Here is a 15106-nt window from a genome sequence, read left to right as displayed (position 1 = left end):
TTCAGTCCGCCGTCGACGACACCGTGTGGAACGGCTCGCTCGCGATCGACTCGCGCAGGTGTGGCAGCGCGTCGCGGCCGTGTTGGTGGGCCGCGGTGACGACCGCGAACACCTCCTCGCGGCTCACCTTCACACCCTGTCCGGTGACCGCGCGCTCGGGGTGAGCGGAGAGTTCACGCAGCGTGCCGACCGCGAGCAGGTACGGAATCGCCCACGCCGCGAGGGTGTTGCCCTCGACCAGCGGCACGTGTTCGAGGTACGTCTGGGCGCCGTCGAGGAAGCCGCGGGCGAACCCCGCGGTGCGGGAGACGACGCTGGCGGTGCCCTCGCGGTTCTCGGGCGCGACGACCGCGTCCTGTGAGACGCCCTCCTCGGCGAGCCACTCGGCGGGGAGGTACACGTTGTTCTCCTCGGTGTAGTCGTCGTGGACGTCTTTCGCGACGTTCACGAGTTGGAGGAGCAGCCCGAACTCCTCGGCGACGGCGTACAGGCGCTCGGTGCGCTCCTCGTCGACGTTGCCGAGCGTGGTGACGAGGTTCGTGATGAGGTTCCCCACCGTGCCGGCGACGTAGTAGCAGTACTCCTCCAGTTCCCCCTTGGTCTCGATGCGGAGGCCGCCGTCGTCGGCGTAGCGCTCGACGAAGTCGGCCATCCCCGTCGCCATCTCGCGGGCCGGCGGGACGACCGCGGTGCGGACCTCCGGCGGGAGGCCCTCGAAGGTGGCGAACACGCGCTCGACGTTCGCGACCACCGCCCAGTCTGCCGACCGACTCTCCTCGGGCGGGAGGTGCGGGTCGACGTCGTCGCGGAAGTCGGTCGCGGTCGTGTCGTCGTCGGGGTCGAGGGCGGCGTCGAACTCCCGGAGGAGGGCTGCCTGTTCGTCCGGGGCGATGTGGTCGGCGTCCTCGACGGTGTCGGCGATACGGCAGACGAGATAGCCGAGACAGATGTACGACGACATCGGTTCGTCGAGGGTGTCCACGGTCAGCGCGAAGGTCCGCGACACTCCCTGCACGGCCTCGTGGCACCACGCGAGGTCGGCATCCGGGTGAGTCGCGGCGGGGCGGTCGGCGTCGGGCATTCGGTTGTACGGTCGTAAGGTAGGTGGGTTAAAAAGTAATGTGGGGTGTGTCGAGGTGCCACGATCGGAGGTGAACCCGGCTGTGACCTCACCATATTGGCGGCGAACTCGGGGCCGGCGGCGACACCGCAAAGATTGAAGCCCGCGAACCCACAGGGACGACCATGGACTTCGGCCTGACGACCGAACAACAGCAGATCCGCGACATGGTCGCGGAGTTCGTCGACGAGGAAATCGTGCCGCGGGCCGCGGAGATCGACGAAGAAGACGAGTTCCCGCGCGACATCGTGGACGAGATGGCCGAACTCGGCCTCATGGGGATGCCGTTCCCCGAGGAGTACGGCGGGGCCGGCCTCGACTACCACAGCTACGCGCTCGGGCTCTCTGAGATCGCTCGCGGCTCGGGCGGCCTCGGCACCGTCGTCGCCGCGCACATCTCCCTGGCGGGCAACATGCTGTACGCCTTCGGCGACGAGGAGCAGAAACAGGAGTACCTCACGCCGCTCGCGGAGGGGCGCGACATCGGCGCGTTCGCGCTGTCTGAGGCCGGCGCCGGCTCCGACGTGCCCGCGATGGAGACCACGGCGGAGAAGGACGGCGACGGCTACGTCGTCAACGGCGGCAAACTGTGGATCTCGAACGGCTCGGTCGCGGACACGGTGACGCTGTTCGCCAAGACCGACCCCGACGCCGGCAACAAGGGCATCTCCTCGTTCGTCGTCCGTCCCGAGGAGGACGACGGCTTCATCGTCGAGGGGACGGAGCACAAACTCGGCGACAAGGGCTGTCCGACCGCCGAACTCCGCTTCGACGACCTGTACCTCCCCGAGGACCGCCTGCTCGGCGACGAGGGCGACGGCTTCGTGCAGGCGCTGAAGACGCTCAACGGCGGGCGCATCACCATCGCCGCGCGCGGCGTCGGCATCGCGCGCGCCGCGCTGGAGGAGGCGGCCCAGTACGCCACCGAGCGCGACCAGTTCGGCGGCCCCATCTCGCAGTTCCAGGCGATCCAGCACAAGATCGCCGACATGGACACGAAACTCCAGGCCGCGGAACTGCTCATGCACAAGGCCGCGGACCTGAAGATCAAGGGTGAGCCGTTCATCAAAGAGGCCGCGCAGGCGAAACTGTACGCCAGCGAGATCAGCCGCGAGGTCGCCAACGAGGCGATCCAGATCCACGGCGGCTACGGCTACACGAAGGACTTCCCCGTCGAGCGCTACTACCGCGACGCGAAGCTCAACGAGATCTACGAGGGCACCAGCGAGATCCTTCGCAACACCATCGCACGGCAGGTGCTCGACGAGTAACGATCCCATCGGTCCGCCGATGCCCCCCGCGCCCGATCAGCAGCCCTCCACACCGTCCGTCGCCCATGAGTAACGATGCCCACGAAGTACTCGTCGTCGCGTTCGTCGGCGTCCTCGTGGTGACTGCCGGGTTGACCGCCGCGACGCTGACCGACCCGGCGAGTCGGTCGCCCCCGACCGACGGGCGGCCGGTGGCCGAGCCAGACCTCCGCCCGGTCGCCGACGCCGAGCCGTGGAGTAGGCTGGGGGACGAGGCCACCCCGCCCGGCGGCTCGGCGGTCACTCGCATCCACGACGCCGGCGAGACGGGCGACGGCGTCCGAGTCGGCGTGATCGACGCGTCCGGATACGACCCGAGTGATCCGGTCGTCGCAGACCGAGTGCTCGCCGTCCGCGGGTTCGGCGACTCGGATCCGCTGGCAGGGCCCGACCACCACGGAACCGCGACGACGACGACCGTGGCAGAGGTCGCCCCCGGGGCTCGCTTCCTCTTGACGAGGATCGACTCCCAGCGCGGGTTCGTGCGCGCCGTCGAGTGGCTCATCGAGCGAGACGTCGACGTGATCGTCGCACCGGTCTCCTTCTACGGGGCGGCTGGCGACGGGCGGTCGCGTGCTGCGAGCGCGGCCGCCGCCGCGGTCGACGCGGGCGTCACCGTCGTCGCCCCCGTCGGCAACGTGGCAAAGCGCCATTGGACAACGGTCGACCGCTCGACCGACGCGACGGTCGTCGTCGACGGTGCGCGTGAGACGCCGCTGCTGGGCGACCGCGAGCGCGCCGTTGTCTGGGTCGAGTGGGAGCGTGGCACCGGGCCGTACACCGCGACGCTGTACCGCCTCAACGACGACGGGCGGACGCCGGTCGCACGCTCGGTGCCGTATCGCCGAGACGGGACGCCGAACGCCAGGCTGTCGACGTCACTTCGGGGCGGCCGGTACGCGGTCGTCGTCTCGGGACCACGAGACGACACTGGCGGGCGTGTGTCGCTCACCTCGCCGACCCACCGCTTCGGCGTTGTGAGTGCCGACGGGAGCGTGCTGTCGCCCGCGGCGGGTGCGGGAGTGGTGGGGGTCGGTGCCGTCGGCGAGCTCGGCGAACCAGCCGCATACAGCGGTCGCGGCCCGACCACCGACGGACGGCTCGGTGTCGACGTGGCCGCTACTGGCACCGTGGTCGGCAGCGGAGACGCCGAGCGGTTCGAAGGCACGTCCGTGGCGGCGGCCCGGGTCGCTGGCGTCGCCGCGCTGATCCACGGCGCCGATCCGACCGTGACGCCGCGAACGGTCGAACAACGACTCGAACGGACGGCGATGGACCGAGGTCGCGACGGCGTCGACCTCGCGACCGGACACGGCGTGGTCGACCCGTGGCCGGCCGTGTTCGGAGCCGACGAGCGGTCGCCAGCGGCCGGTCCCACACGGACGCCCACGTGACCGACCCGTGGCCGTCGACGGCTCAGAGGCCGCCGCGCGCGGACCGTTCAAACCGCACCTGTAGTCTTGGAGGGGTTTTTGTGTGGTGGTTCGGAGGGTGAGGTATGTCCTCCGTCTTCGAACGCCTCGCCGGAACGGTGGCGTCGAACGAGCGACCCCGGGTGATCGACGTCGACGACACCGAGAGCGACGAGGTCCTCGACGCGCTCGCCGCCGAGACGCGCCGCGGGCTGTTGCGATCGACGTTCGACCGCCCCGGTACCGCCTCTGCGTTGGCCGAGCGGGTCGACACCTCCGTCCAGAACGCCCACTACCACCTCAAGACGCTCGAGGAGGCGGGACTCGTCGAGCCGGCCGGAGTGAGCTACTCGGAGAAGGGCAATGAGATGACGGTGTACGCACCAGCCTGTGACCCGTTGGTGTTCGTGGGCGACGCCGAGCGCCGGCGACCGGTCCGCGAGGCCGTGCTCGATGCCGTGGGCGGGGTGGGGCTCGTCTCGCTCGGCGGGCTCGCGGTCGCGTGGGGGCTGGAGACGCTCGACGGCGGTGGGGTCGAGCGGGCGGTCGCGGTCGGATCTGCCGGCGTCGGCGATGGCGCCGTCGGATCGCCGGTCGGGATTGACGTGGCCGCCGTGTTCGTCGTGGGGTGCGTCGTCGTCGCGATCGTGGTTGCTGTCCTCAGTCGGTGCTGAGGGAAGGTCCGGTGGGAGGGCCGGTGCCTACCGCCGGAGTGCGCCGCCGACGAGAACCACGCCGGCACCGCCGAGGAGCACACCAACGACCAGTGCACCAGCGCCGAGCACGGATGGGGAAACGACATCGAGTCCGTCGAGGGGGACGGTCGTCGCCAACGACGTCGCCGTCGTCACCGTCGGCGTCGCCGCTTGTGGTGTCGTGGTGGGTGTAGCCGACTCCGTCTCCGGGGCTGACTGGAGCCTCAGGCTCCCCACGTCGTCGAGGTGGTCGTCGTCTGCCAGGTGACCACCCTCGTACAGCGCGAGGTCGTAGTCGCCGGGATCGAGCGGGACGGAGACCGCCCGGTCGCTGGTCGTCGACACCAGCGTGTCGCCGTCGTCAGCGACGGCGAGCACCCGTTCGGGGTCGCTGGCAGCAGCCGTGTCGAACACGACCGTGACGGACCCGTCGCCGTCGTCGTCACGAACGGTGGCGCTCGTTTCGTAGCCCGCCTCCTCGCCACCGATCCGGAGCGTCGCAGTCCCGCCGGGTGAGACCGTGATTTCGATGGAAACCGAGTCGCCGACCGTCCCCGACAGGAGCGACTTGGGAAATCCGGGGAGGAACCGTTCATCAGTACGCTCGGTGGTCGTCGAGGGTGTCGACGACGCCTCCGCCGGGGTCGCCGTCGGGCCGGGAGTCGATCCGTCCGAGGCGACGATTTCGCCGGGGGCCTCGTCGACGACCTCGCCATCGTAGAGGAGCCTCGCGGAGAACGTCCCGCCACCGCGTTGTTGGGAGAAGTCGACGGCGGCGGTGAACGTACCGTCGGGGGTGACCGTGACCGTCTCCCGCTGGACGAACCGAGGCTCGGTGTCACCCGTCGACCGGAGACTGACGGTTACCTCCGTCCCCGGGTCGAGCGTCGTCTCACCGCGAATCGCTTGGCGGGGCTCGGCCTCCACAGTGATCGCGTCGCCGGCGTACACGAACGCGGCCGACGCCGCATCAGTCGAGGCCGGTGGCGACTCTGGGGGAACCGCGATCACGGTCGCGCCGGAGGCAGCACATGCCAGTATCAACACTGCGAGGAGTGCGAATCGTCGCCCCCTCACGGCCGATCACCTCCGCCTCGCCGGCGGGTGTGTCCATCAGTCGGTCGGCTCGGGCGGTCGAGAGGGGCTTTCGAATCGGGTTCGGGGACCATCGAGCGGACTGTCCCGTGGGCGGGAAAAGAGTGCCACGAAAGCGAAAATACCGGCTTGAACGGCCCGGCGTGGTCAGTCGTCGCCGAGCGCCGCCTCTGGCGGCGTGTTGAGCTCCACGTTCCCGGAGAGGTCGCGCTGGGGGAACGGGATCTCGATGCCCTCCTCATCGAAGCGCTGTTTCACGTTCGTGACGTACTCGCCGCGCGTCTTCACGAAGTCCGCACGCGACGGGTTGGCGATCCAGACGCGGCTCTTGAGGCCGACGTAGCTGTCGCCGAGTTCGGTGAGGCGGACCGACGGCGCCGGGTCCGAGAGGATCTCGGGGTGGCGCTCGGCCTCCTCGACGATGATCTCGGTGGCGTGTTCGATGTCGTCGCCGTAGCCGATGCCGAACAGGAACTGCAGGCGGAGCGTGTCCTTCGCGACGGGGTTCTTGATCACGCCGTCGGTGAGTTGGGAGTTCGGCACCGTCAGCAGTTCGTTGTCGAACGTGCGCACCCGCGAGACACGGAAGGAGATGTCCTCGACGATGCCGGAGTTGCCGTCCCACTCGATCCAGTCGCCGATGCGGAACGGTCGGTCGGTGAAGATGAAGATACCAGCGACGAAGTTCTTAATCACGTCCTGCATCGCGAAGCCGATGGCGAGCGTCGCCGCCGCGGCGACGGTCGCGAGCGACTGCAGGAAGTCGCCGTAGCCGGCGAAGCCGAAGCCGACGGCGATGCCGACGAACACGACGACGACGTTCGTGATCTTGCGGAGCGGGCGCTTGGCGTGGGTGTCGAGGCCGCGCGACTCCAGCACGCGGTCGACCAGCGGCACGACGAACAGCCGACCGACGAGGTAGAACGCCCCGAGGACGACGGCGAACGTGATCGCGCCGCCGAGCACGTCGGCGATCCCCGGCGGGACGCCGAGGCCCGCGAGGAAGTTCGCGACGGGGGTCGCGAGCGTCGCGCCCGCGGCCTCCTCGCCACCGCCGGTCGTCCCGGGCGCCGGCGTCGCCGTCTGGAGGAGCGGAATCCCCACGAGGCTCATCTGTGGAGGACCGCCGTGTGGCCGCGCGTCTCGACGAGGTCGGCGTTCACCCGCTCGGCGAGGTCGGCGGCGAGTTCGTCCACGTCGGTGCCGGCCTGCGCCGAGCGGTGGAACTTCACCTTCACGAGGTCGCGCTCTGTCAGTTGGTCGTCGAGTTCGTCGACGACCGCGGAGACGCCCTTCTTGCCGACCCAGACGGTCACGTCAAGGTCGTGGGCCTGCTTGCGGAGGTCCTGATCGGTCATGGAGGTCGCTACCGGCGGAAGCCGTTTGAACGTTCCCGTTCGCGGTGTCGACGCCCGTGTGCCGGGGTGACGGGCTACTCGCCGTACGGGTAGCGCGCTGTCGCGCCGCAGTCGCACCGGACGACGACGTGGCTCCCCTCTTGGAGGCGGACGCGAGCGTTCCGACCGGGGATCAGGTACGCGTCGCAGGCGTCGCAGGTGAACCGCTCGAACCGACGAGGGACACCGCAGCGATGCCGCTCTGCGATCCGGTTCGCCAGCCGAACCGCCTCGCGGGCGCGGTCCTCGTCGCCGGCGAGCGTCATCGAGCGCGCGAACGCGGCGAGGCGGTCGATGCGCTCCTCGGCGATTTGGTCGTCGGACATCGGCGGGTCGTTGCTACTGGGTGAGAGACTGCGTCGGATAGCGGTTTCGGGTGCTCGGCGTCGCTCCCGGCGAGTCGCAGTCACCGACGATCACCCCCGCGTTTTAGCACGTTCCCGACGAACCGTCGCACAGCAACCATGATCACCTCCGAGCGGATGGCGATGGTCGACCGCAACGCCGCGGCGCTCGGCGTCCCCCGCAAGCAACTGATGGAGTCGTCGGGCAACGCCGTCGCCCGGCTAGTCCGCGGTCACGCCGACCCGGGCGACCGTGTCCTGCTCGTGTGCGGGCGCGGGAACAACGGCGGCGACGCGGCGGTCGCCGCTCGCTTCCTCGCCGACTACGACGCCCACGCGGTGCTGCTCGGTCGCCCCGAGACGATCACGACCGACATCGCACGCGAGAACTGGGAGGCGCTCGTCGACAGCGAAGCGTCGACGGCGGTCGTCGGCGACTCGCGCGCGTTCGCCCTCGACGAGTACGCGCCGGATCTGGTCGTCGACGCGATGCTCGGCACCGGCGTGACGGGCGCGCTCCGCGAACCGGAGGCGACCGTCGCCCGGCAGGTCAACGCCGCCGACGTGCCCGTCGTCTCCGTCGACGTGCCCTCCGGCGTCGACGCGGACACGGGCGAGGCGGCGGGCGTCGCCGTCGACGCCGACGCCGTCGTCACCTTCCACGACGAGAAGCCCGGCCTCGCCGACCTCGAGGCCGCCGTCACGGTCGCCGACATCGGCATCCCGACCGCCGCCGAGACGTTCGTCGGCCCGGGCGACCTCCGCGCGCTCGACCGCGCGAGCGACTCCCACAAGGGCGACAACGGCGAGGTGCTCGTCGTCGGCGGCGGGCCGTACACCGGCGCTCCGGCGCTCTCGGCCCGCGCGGCCCTCCGGGCTGGCGCCGACCTCGTGCGGGTCGCCTGCCCCGACCACGTCGCCCGCGAGATTCAGGGGTACGGCCCCGACGTCATCGTCCGCCCGTTCGCTGGCGAGCACCTCGCGCCGCCGCACGTCGAGCGCATCCTCGACCTCGCCGCGGGCCACGACACCGTCGTCTTCGGGCCAGGACTCGGGGACAACGAGTCCACGCTCGACGCCGTCGGCGAGTTCCTCGCGGGGTACGACGGGCGGGCGGTCGTCGACGCCGACGCGCTCCAGGTCGTCCCCGAGGTCGACACCGACGCCGAGTTGATCTGCACGCCACACCAGGGCGAGTTGCAGAAGATGGGCGGCACCACTGCAGACGACTGGCGCGACCGCGCCGACCTCGTCCGCGAGTTCGCCGCCGAGGTCGGTCACACGCTCCTCGTGAAGGGAGCGTACGACGTGGTCAGCGACGGCGACGAGGTTCGCGTCGGGCGGACCGGCAACCCCGGGATGACCGTCGGCGGCACCGGCGACGTGCTCGCCGGCGTGACGGGCGCGCTGGCGGCACAGATCGAGTCGCCGCTGCAGGCGGCGGCGCTGGCGGCGTACGCGAACGGTCGCGCGGGCGACGACGCCGCCGAGGCGTACGGGAACGGCCTCGCGGCCTCCGACCTCCCGGATCGCATCCCACAAGCCCTCCGAGACGAAGGGGAGTGACATGAGCGACGACGCCACGCCCGACGCCGACCGCGACGACGACCTGACCCACACCGACGAGGCCGGCGACGTGCAGATGGTGAACGTCGGCGAGAAGCCCGACTCCTCGCGCCGCGCGGTCGCCCGCGGCACCATCCACCTCACCGAGTCGACGGTCGAGGCCGTTCGCGGTAACGAGTTGAAGAAGGGCGACGTGCTCGCGACCGCCCGCGTCGGCGCCGTGCAGGCGGTGAAACACACCTGGGAGACGATCCCGATGTGCCACCAGATCCCGATCACGAACGTCGACACGGAGTTCACAGTCTCGGAAGACCGCATCCACCTCGAGGTGGCCGTCGAGACGACGGGGAAGACGGGCTGTGAGATGGAGGCGCTGGAGGGGGTCACCACGGGGCTGAACGTCGTCTGGGACATGGTGAAGGCCGCCGAGAAGGACGCGACCGGGGGCTACCCCGACACCCGGATCACGGACGTGGAAGTCGTGACGAAAGAGAAGACGGTACTGCAGTAGCCGAGCACACGTCGGTTCGGTTACCATACTGCACCCGTCCGGTCGCCACCTCCCAGTCGGCGGATACCTTTTAATGCCGGACGGAGTATCACCGTCCATGATATCACTCGACGAGGCCGTCACGGCGCGGTTGGAATCGCACGGCACCCGCTTCGAAGTCCTCATCGACCCGGACGCGGCGCTCGCGATGAAGCGCGGCGAGTTCGACGGAGAACTGGAAGACGTGATCGCCGCCGAGGACGTGTTCGAGAACGCCTCCCGCGGCGACCGACCGCCCGAGGAGGACGTCGAGGAGGTGTTCGGCACGACCGACCCGATGGAGATCATCCCGGAGGTCGTCCGCCGCGGCGAGATCCAGATCACCGCCGAGCAGCGCAAGGAGATGCTCGAACAGAAGAAGAAACAGCTCATCAACAAGATCACCCGCAACGCGGTGAACCCGCAGATGGACGACGCGCCCCACCCGCCCGAGCGCATCGAGCGGGCGCTGGAGGAGGCCGGCTTCACCATCGAACCGATGGAACCGGTCGAGAACCAGATCGACGACGCGCTGGAGGCGCTGCGCCCGGTGATCCCGATCCGGTTCGACGAGGTGACCATCGCGGTGCAGTTGCCCGCCGACTACGCCGGCTCCGGCCAGGCGAAGGTGCGCGAGTTCGGTGACCTCGAACGCGAGGAGTGGCAGAACGACGGCTCGTGGGTCGGCGTCGTGACGTTCCCCGCGGGGCTCCAAAACGAGTTCTACGACCTCGTGAACGAGGTGTCCCAGGGGGAGGCGGACACGCGCGTCGTCAAAGAGGAAGACGAGATCAGTCGGCGGTAACGGAGCGGGGACCGGCGCGGCGGGCCGGTCGTTGGATCGTGTGTCGGTGCGTCGTTATCCGCGCTTGAAGCCGATGAAGAAGCCGCCGGTGAAGCCGGCGGACACCGACAGCGTCGACAGGATCGTCTGCACCCACGTCGGCGGCGTGCTCGCGGTCGCGGCCTCGCCCGCGGACATGAACGTGCCCCCGAGCTTGTCCCAGTTGACGGTGAGGATCTCACGCGACTCGAGGAACTTGAACAGCGCGAGCTCGAGCCCGATGATGACGGCGATCAGCTTCGCGACCTTCTTCGCGGCGAACCCGATGATCCCGCCGATCACGGCGCCCGTCCCGAGTTCCAGCCCGAGTTTCTGCGGGTCGATTCCCAACTGTGCGATCACTTCTGGCCCTGGCATACCCCGGGATGGGCCGTCCCCGGTTAAGTCGTTTGTGGGGTGAATAGCGACACGTTCGTACTCGGCTGGGTAAGACCGGCCCGGCGCGGGCCCGACCGCGGAGGGTCGAGACCGGATCGATCGACGGCGCCCGGGAGGCGCCAGCGCACGTCGGCGCGGAATTGAAGTCGTCTGGTCCCGTAGGCGCGCGTATGCGAAGCAACCGGGGCGACGGGGTGGAGGGGAACCATCCCTGACCGCAGAACCGGCGACGACCTCACCGCCGTCGTCGCCAAACGCGTCGACCGAGGCCGCGCGGACCTGACGGAGATCACCGAACTCGCGCGCGCCGCCGGCTACGAGGTGACCGGGTCGCTCACGCAGACGCGTGACCAGGACCCCGCGTACCACTTCGGCGAGGGGAAGGCGGACGAACTCGCGGCGCTGGTCGCCCGCGAGGACGCCGACGTGGTGATCATCGACAACGAGGTCGGCCCCTACCAGACGTTCAACATCGGCTCGAAACTCCCCGAGGGTGCCGAGGTCATCGACCGCTTCACGCTCATCCTCGACATCTTCGGCCAGCGCGCCCAGACGCGCAAGGCGCAACTGCAGGTCGAACTCGCCGAGTTGCGCTACGAACTCCCGCGTGCGGAGGTGAAAGCGAGCCTCGCCAAGCGCGACGAGCGACCGGGGTTCATGGGGCTGGGCGAGTACGACGAGTCGCGCGAGCGCGACATCAAGTCCCAGATCAGCCGGATCAAAGACGAGTTGGACGCCATCGCCGAGAAGGAGGAAGAGCGGCGCGAGCGCCGCCGCGAGTCCGGGTTCGACCTCGTCGCGCTGGCGGGGTACACGAACGCCGGCAAGTCGACGCTCCTCCGTCGACTCGCGGACGACCTCGACGTCGACGAGAACGCCGAGAAACACCCCGACATCGACACGACCGCGGAGTCGCAAAACCAACTGTTCACGACGCTCGGCACGACCACTCGGCGGGCGAACACGGGCAAGCGCGACGTGCTCCTCACGGACACGGTGGGGTTCATCTCCGACCTGCCGCACTGGCTGGTGGAGTCGTTCAAGTCGACGCTCGACTCGGTGTACCACGCGGACCTCGTCTTGCTCGTCGTCGACGCCAGCGAGTCCGTCGAGGAGATGCGCGAGAAACTCGTCACCTCCCACGACACGCTGTACGAGCGCAACGAGGCGCCCATCGTCACGGTGTTCAACAAGGTCGACCGGCTGAGCGACGACGACCTCCGGCGCAAGCGCGAGGCCCTGTCAGCGCTGGCGCCGAATCCCGTCTGTGTGTCCGGGCTGACGGGTGACCGCATCGAGACGCTCCGAGGTCGCGTCGAAGCCGAACTCCCCGACTGGAAGCGCGAGCGCCTGTTGCTCCCGCTGTCGGACGACGCGATGAGCCTCGTCTCGTGGATCCACGACAACGGGTACGTCGACCGCGAGGAGTACGACGGGCGACAGGTCGACGTGGAGTTCGAGGCGCCCCCCTCGGTCGTCGAGCGCGCCCGCTCGCGCGCCGCCGAGGTCGAACGCGAGGCGGCGGGGTCCGTCGAGTCGGCGTAACCGACACCGAACCGCGACCCTCCGAGATCCCGGTTCTCGAACCAGTTAGCCGGCGGTTACTAAACTGGGTGGTCTGTGTGTCGCCGGTACGATGAGTCAGGAACTGTACCACGTCGTCTGTCGCGACTGTACGACGGAATCGCTGCGACCGACGCGCGAGGCGGCCGCCGCCGTCGCCGACGACCACGCCGAGACGGTCGACCACGAGGTCGCGGTCGGTCGCGTCCACTGACGCGTCTGCCCGCGACGACGGCCGGGACCGACCGACGTTTGTACCGCCCGGTCGACCCGCTAGTATGACCGACGACACCGACGGGGCGGTCGCGACGGCGGTCGAGGCCGCCGAGCGCGGGGGCGCGCTCGCGCTGGACTCGTTCCGTTCAGACCTCCACGTCGAGACGAAGGCGGACGGCCCGATGGATGCGGTCACGGCGGTCGACCGCGCCGTCCAACGACGCGTGTTCGAGTTGCTCTCCGACGCCTACCCCGACGACGTGTTCGTCGGCGAGGAAGAGGAGGCGCGCAAGCGCGTCCCCGACGAGGGAGACGCGTGGGTGGTCGATCCGATCGACGGGACGGTCAACTACGCCGCCGGCAACCGCGTCTGGATGACGAGCGTCGCCCGCTGTCGCGACGGCGACCCGGTCGCCGCGGCGAACTACGCCCCCGCAATCGACGACCTGTACGTCGCCGGCGAGGAACAGACGTACCGCAACGGCGAGGCGGTGTCAGTGAGCGAGACGACGGACACGGCGGCGTTCACGGTCAACCCCGTCTTCGGTGTCTCGCCGCGGCACAAGCGCTCCCTCAGAGCGGTGATCGAGACAGTGCTCGACCGCTTCGGCGACCTCCGTCGCTTCGGCTGTGCGCAGGCGGCGCTGTCGGGCGTGGCGACCGGCGAGTTGGAGGCGGCGGTCTCGACGGTCGAACTTAACGACTGGGACACCGCCGCTGGGGTCCACCTCGTCCGACGGGCAGGCGGTCGGGTGACGGACATTCACGGCGACCGGTGGACCCCGGGCTCGGCGGGACTGATCGCGTCGAACGACGCAGCCCACGGCGTGCTGGTCGACGCATTCGACCAGACGCCGTGAGCGCGCGACCGTCGGTCGTTACCGGAGCGACTCGATGACGCGCTCCAGGTTCTGCTTCTCCTGGACGCCCACGAGTCGCTCGGCCTGCTCGCCGTCGGCGTAGAACTGCAGCGCGGGGATGCCGCGGACGCCGGCTTTCTGGGCGAGGCCCTGGAACGCGTCGACGTCCACCTTCAGGACGGTGAGGTCGTCGTATTCGGCGGCGAGCGCCTCCACCGTCGGCTCCAGCATCTTACACGGCCCACACCAGTCGGCGTAGTAGTCGACGAGGACGATGCCGTCGCTCGTCAGGTCGCTGAACTGTTCGGTGCTCTCGACGTGGATGGGCTCTCCGGCGCCAGTTTGACTGCTCATACCCCTCATTGGGAGGTGGCGATGATAACCGTTGCACAGAATTGTTGGTTCCGCGCACGACCGAATCAGCGACCGCCAGCGGCGACGACTCACAGCGACGGTGTCGTTTCGGTGGTGGTCAGGCGACTCGGGCGTCAGGCTTCGTACGAGAGGAGGACGCCGTCGTCGACGCGCTCGACACCGGTCAAGTCCAGCGACGGGAACCCCTCGACGAACCCCTCGCCGTCGGCGAGCGTCGGCGCCTCGCGCCCACCGACGACGAGCGAGCCGACGTAGACGGTGAGTTCGTCGACGAGGCCGGCGTCGAACAGCGAGAAGATGACCTCACCGCCCCCCTCGACCATGGTGCGCTCGACGCCCTCCGCCTCCAGCGTCTCGAAGGCCGCGTCGAAGTCGACGCGACCGTCGTCGCCGCTCGCCTCGACGACCTCGGCGCCGGCTTCGCGGAGTGCGTCGAGCCGCTGTGGGTCGGCGCGGTCGCTCACGAGGAGGTACGTGGTCGCCTCGTCGTCGAGGATCCGGGCGTCCGTCGGCGTGCGCGCACGCGAGTCGGCGACGACGCGGGCGGGGTTCCCCGGGCGGCCGTTGCGGAGGCGCTGGACGCGGCGGTCCTCCTCGTCGAGCGTGAGGTGCGGGTCGTCCGCGAGCACGGTGCCGACGCCGATGAGCACGGCGTCGGCGGCCGCGCGGATGCGGTCGACACGGTCGAAGTCGTCGTCGCCGCTGATGCGGACCTGTTCGCGGCGGCGCGAGGAGAGCTTCCCGTCGACGGAGACGGCGGCGTTGACGTGGACGTACACGTGGGCGGGGACTGGTGGCGCTGGCGACTCAGTTCTGCCGGTAGCCGAGCGGCTTCTTCTGTTCGAGTTCGATCTCGACGTGGACGGAGTCGGGGAAGTCCATGTGGCCGACCTCGCGGGCGATGTGGTCGTTGCCGTGGATTTCGAGGCGGCGCGCGAACACCTCGAACGTCCAGTCGCCGAGTTCGTCGCCCGAGGAGAGTCCCTCGTACAGCGGGACGCGGACGCGTTCGGCTGGTTCGGTGTGCGGGCCCTTGCACTCGGCGCCCTTGCGTTCGAGCATCGACCGCAGGCTGTTCACCGTGTCGTCGAGGGCGGCTCGGTCGCCGCTCTGAAAGCGGAGTTTGGTTACGAAGGTCATGAGCTGGGGGTCTACCCCATCTGATTCACCAGAGCGTGAAAAACGCATCTACCCGTTCCTCGCCACGTGGAGCGCTCTCATGGCGGCTCGGTGATCGGAGGCGCCGGCGCCGTTCGGCGGCGCCGTCTGTGGATCGGCCGGCGTCGACTCCGTGCGACTGGGGGTGATTCGGTGTGGGTGGGGGTAGAATCCGTTGGGATGGGTGGGGATGGGATGGCGATTCGAGGTGTGCGTTCGGAGGTGGGTGCGGTTCCTTCGGGGG

The 15106-nt window shown here is 69.5% G+C and carries 18 protein-coding genes; 9 read left to right on the top strand and 9 right to left on the bottom strand.

Annotated elements, in window-relative coordinates:
- Position 1: 1 nt before the first annotated feature.
- Entirely contained in the window at positions 2-1081 is a 1080-nt protein-coding gene (locus P0R32_RS06960; protein WP_276239230.1) for a phytoene/squalene synthase family protein, read from the bottom strand.
- A gap of 164 nt (positions 1082-1245) precedes the next feature.
- Here P0R32_RS06960 and P0R32_RS06955 point away from each other — a divergent pair, with 164 nt between their 5' ends.
- From P0R32_RS06955 to P0R32_RS06945, 3 genes are all read left to right on the top strand, one after another.
- A complete protein-coding gene (locus tag P0R32_RS06955; protein ID WP_276239229.1) occupies positions 1246-2391 on the top strand; it encodes an acyl-CoA dehydrogenase in 1146 nt (381 codons plus the stop codon).
- A 65-nt stretch (positions 2392-2456) separates the two neighbouring features.
- Positions 2457-3824 carry a S8 family serine peptidase gene (locus tag P0R32_RS06950; protein WP_276239228.1) on the top strand — a complete coding sequence of 456 codons (1368 nt, stop codon included), beginning with the start codon at positions 2457-2459 and terminating at the stop codon, positions 3822-3824.
- A 104-nt stretch (positions 3825-3928) separates the two neighbouring features.
- Complete coding sequence (locus tag P0R32_RS06945; protein ID WP_276239227.1) at positions 3929-4516, top strand: ArsR/SmtB family transcription factor; 588 nt, start codon at positions 3929-3931, stop codon at positions 4514-4516.
- A gap of 27 nt (positions 4517-4543) precedes the next feature.
- Here the strand turns inward: P0R32_RS06945 and P0R32_RS06940 are convergent, their stop codons facing one another.
- The 4 genes from P0R32_RS06940 to P0R32_RS06925 form a co-directional block, all read right to left on the bottom strand.
- Entirely contained in the window at positions 4544-5548 is a 1005-nt protein-coding gene (locus P0R32_RS06940; protein WP_276239226.1) for a BGTF surface domain-containing protein, read from the bottom strand.
- A 231-nt stretch (positions 5549-5779) separates the two neighbouring features.
- On the bottom strand, positions 5780-6745 hold the full coding sequence (locus tag P0R32_RS06935) for a mechanosensitive ion channel family protein (RefSeq protein WP_276239225.1): 966 nt from the start codon (positions 6743-6745) through the stop codon (positions 5780-5782).
- The gene (locus P0R32_RS06930; protein ID WP_276239224.1) at positions 6742-6990 is read right to left on the bottom strand and encodes a YhbY family RNA-binding protein; all 249 of its coding nucleotides are present in this window, start codon (positions 6988-6990) and stop codon (positions 6742-6744) included. The genes P0R32_RS06935 and P0R32_RS06930 overlap by 4 nt, the downstream gene beginning before the upstream one ends.
- A gap of 74 nt (positions 6991-7064) precedes the next feature.
- Entirely contained in the window at positions 7065-7355 is a 291-nt protein-coding gene (locus tag P0R32_RS06925) for a ribonuclease P protein component 4 (protein ID WP_276239223.1), read from the bottom strand.
- Positions 7356-7493: 138 nt separating this feature from the next.
- On the opposite strand from P0R32_RS06925, the gene P0R32_RS06920 reads away from it, so the two are divergent.
- From P0R32_RS06920 to P0R32_RS06910, 3 genes are all read left to right on the top strand, one after another.
- Positions 7494-8939, top strand: a complete 1446-nt coding sequence (locus P0R32_RS06920; RefSeq protein ID WP_276239222.1) for an NAD(P)H-hydrate dehydratase — start codon at positions 7494-7496, stop codon at positions 8937-8939.
- Between the two features lies 1 nt (position 8940).
- Entirely contained in the window at positions 8941-9450 is a 510-nt protein-coding gene (gene moaC, locus P0R32_RS06915) for a cyclic pyranopterin monophosphate synthase MoaC (protein WP_276239221.1), read from the top strand.
- Positions 9451-9547: 97 nt separating this feature from the next.
- A complete protein-coding gene (locus tag P0R32_RS06910) occupies positions 9548-10273 on the top strand; it encodes a ribosome assembly factor SBDS (RefSeq protein ID WP_276239220.1) in 726 nt (241 codons plus the stop codon).
- A 54-nt stretch (positions 10274-10327) separates the two neighbouring features.
- Here the strand turns inward: P0R32_RS06910 and P0R32_RS06905 are convergent, their stop codons facing one another.
- Positions 10328-10669, bottom strand: coding sequence for an FUN14 domain-containing protein (locus P0R32_RS06905; RefSeq protein WP_276239219.1), 342 nt, complete (start codon positions 10667-10669; stop codon positions 10328-10330).
- A gap of 228 nt (positions 10670-10897) precedes the next feature.
- Here P0R32_RS06905 and hflX point away from each other — a divergent pair, with 228 nt between their 5' ends.
- The 3 genes from hflX to P0R32_RS06890 all read left to right on the top strand — a co-directional run bounded on the left by hflX (position 10898) and on the right by P0R32_RS06890 (position 13329).
- On the top strand, positions 10898-12235 hold the full coding sequence (gene hflX, locus P0R32_RS06900; protein WP_276239370.1) for a GTPase HflX: 1338 nt from the start codon (positions 10898-10900) through the stop codon (positions 12233-12235).
- A gap of 91 nt (positions 12236-12326) precedes the next feature.
- Positions 12327-12467: a hypothetical protein gene (locus tag P0R32_RS06895; protein WP_276239218.1), complete on the top strand. Its 141-nt coding sequence runs from the start codon at positions 12327-12329 to the stop codon at positions 12465-12467.
- A gap of 64 nt (positions 12468-12531) precedes the next feature.
- The gene (locus P0R32_RS06890; RefSeq protein ID WP_276239217.1) at positions 12532-13329 is read left to right on the top strand and encodes an inositol monophosphatase family protein; all 798 of its coding nucleotides are present in this window, start codon (positions 12532-12534) and stop codon (positions 13327-13329) included.
- 18 nt (positions 13330-13347) lie between these two features.
- Here P0R32_RS06890 and trxA read toward each other — a convergent pair whose 3' ends face one another.
- From trxA to P0R32_RS06875, 3 genes are all read right to left on the bottom strand, one after another.
- A complete protein-coding gene (gene trxA / locus P0R32_RS06885; RefSeq protein ID WP_276239216.1) occupies positions 13348-13683 on the bottom strand; it encodes a thioredoxin in 336 nt (111 codons plus the stop codon).
- Positions 13684-13817: 134 nt separating this feature from the next.
- Entirely contained in the window at positions 13818-14483 is a 666-nt protein-coding gene (locus P0R32_RS06880) for a 2,5-diamino-6-(ribosylamino)-4(3H)-pyrimidinone 5'-phosphate reductase (protein ID WP_276239215.1), read from the bottom strand.
- A 28-nt stretch (positions 14484-14511) separates the two neighbouring features.
- Entirely contained in the window at positions 14512-14844 is a 333-nt protein-coding gene (locus tag P0R32_RS06875; RefSeq protein WP_276239214.1) for an uS10/mL48 family ribosomal protein, read from the bottom strand.
- Between the last annotated feature and the right edge of the window lie 262 nt (positions 14845-15106).

Origin of the sequence: Halobaculum marinum, assembly GCF_029338555.1 — an archaeon.
Taxonomy (GTDB): domain Archaea; phylum Halobacteriota; class Halobacteria; order Halobacteriales; family Haloferacaceae; genus Halobaculum; species Halobaculum marinum.
The sequence above is the reverse complement of the archived record's forward strand: the minus strand, read 5'-3'. Positions and strand labels throughout refer to the sequence as shown.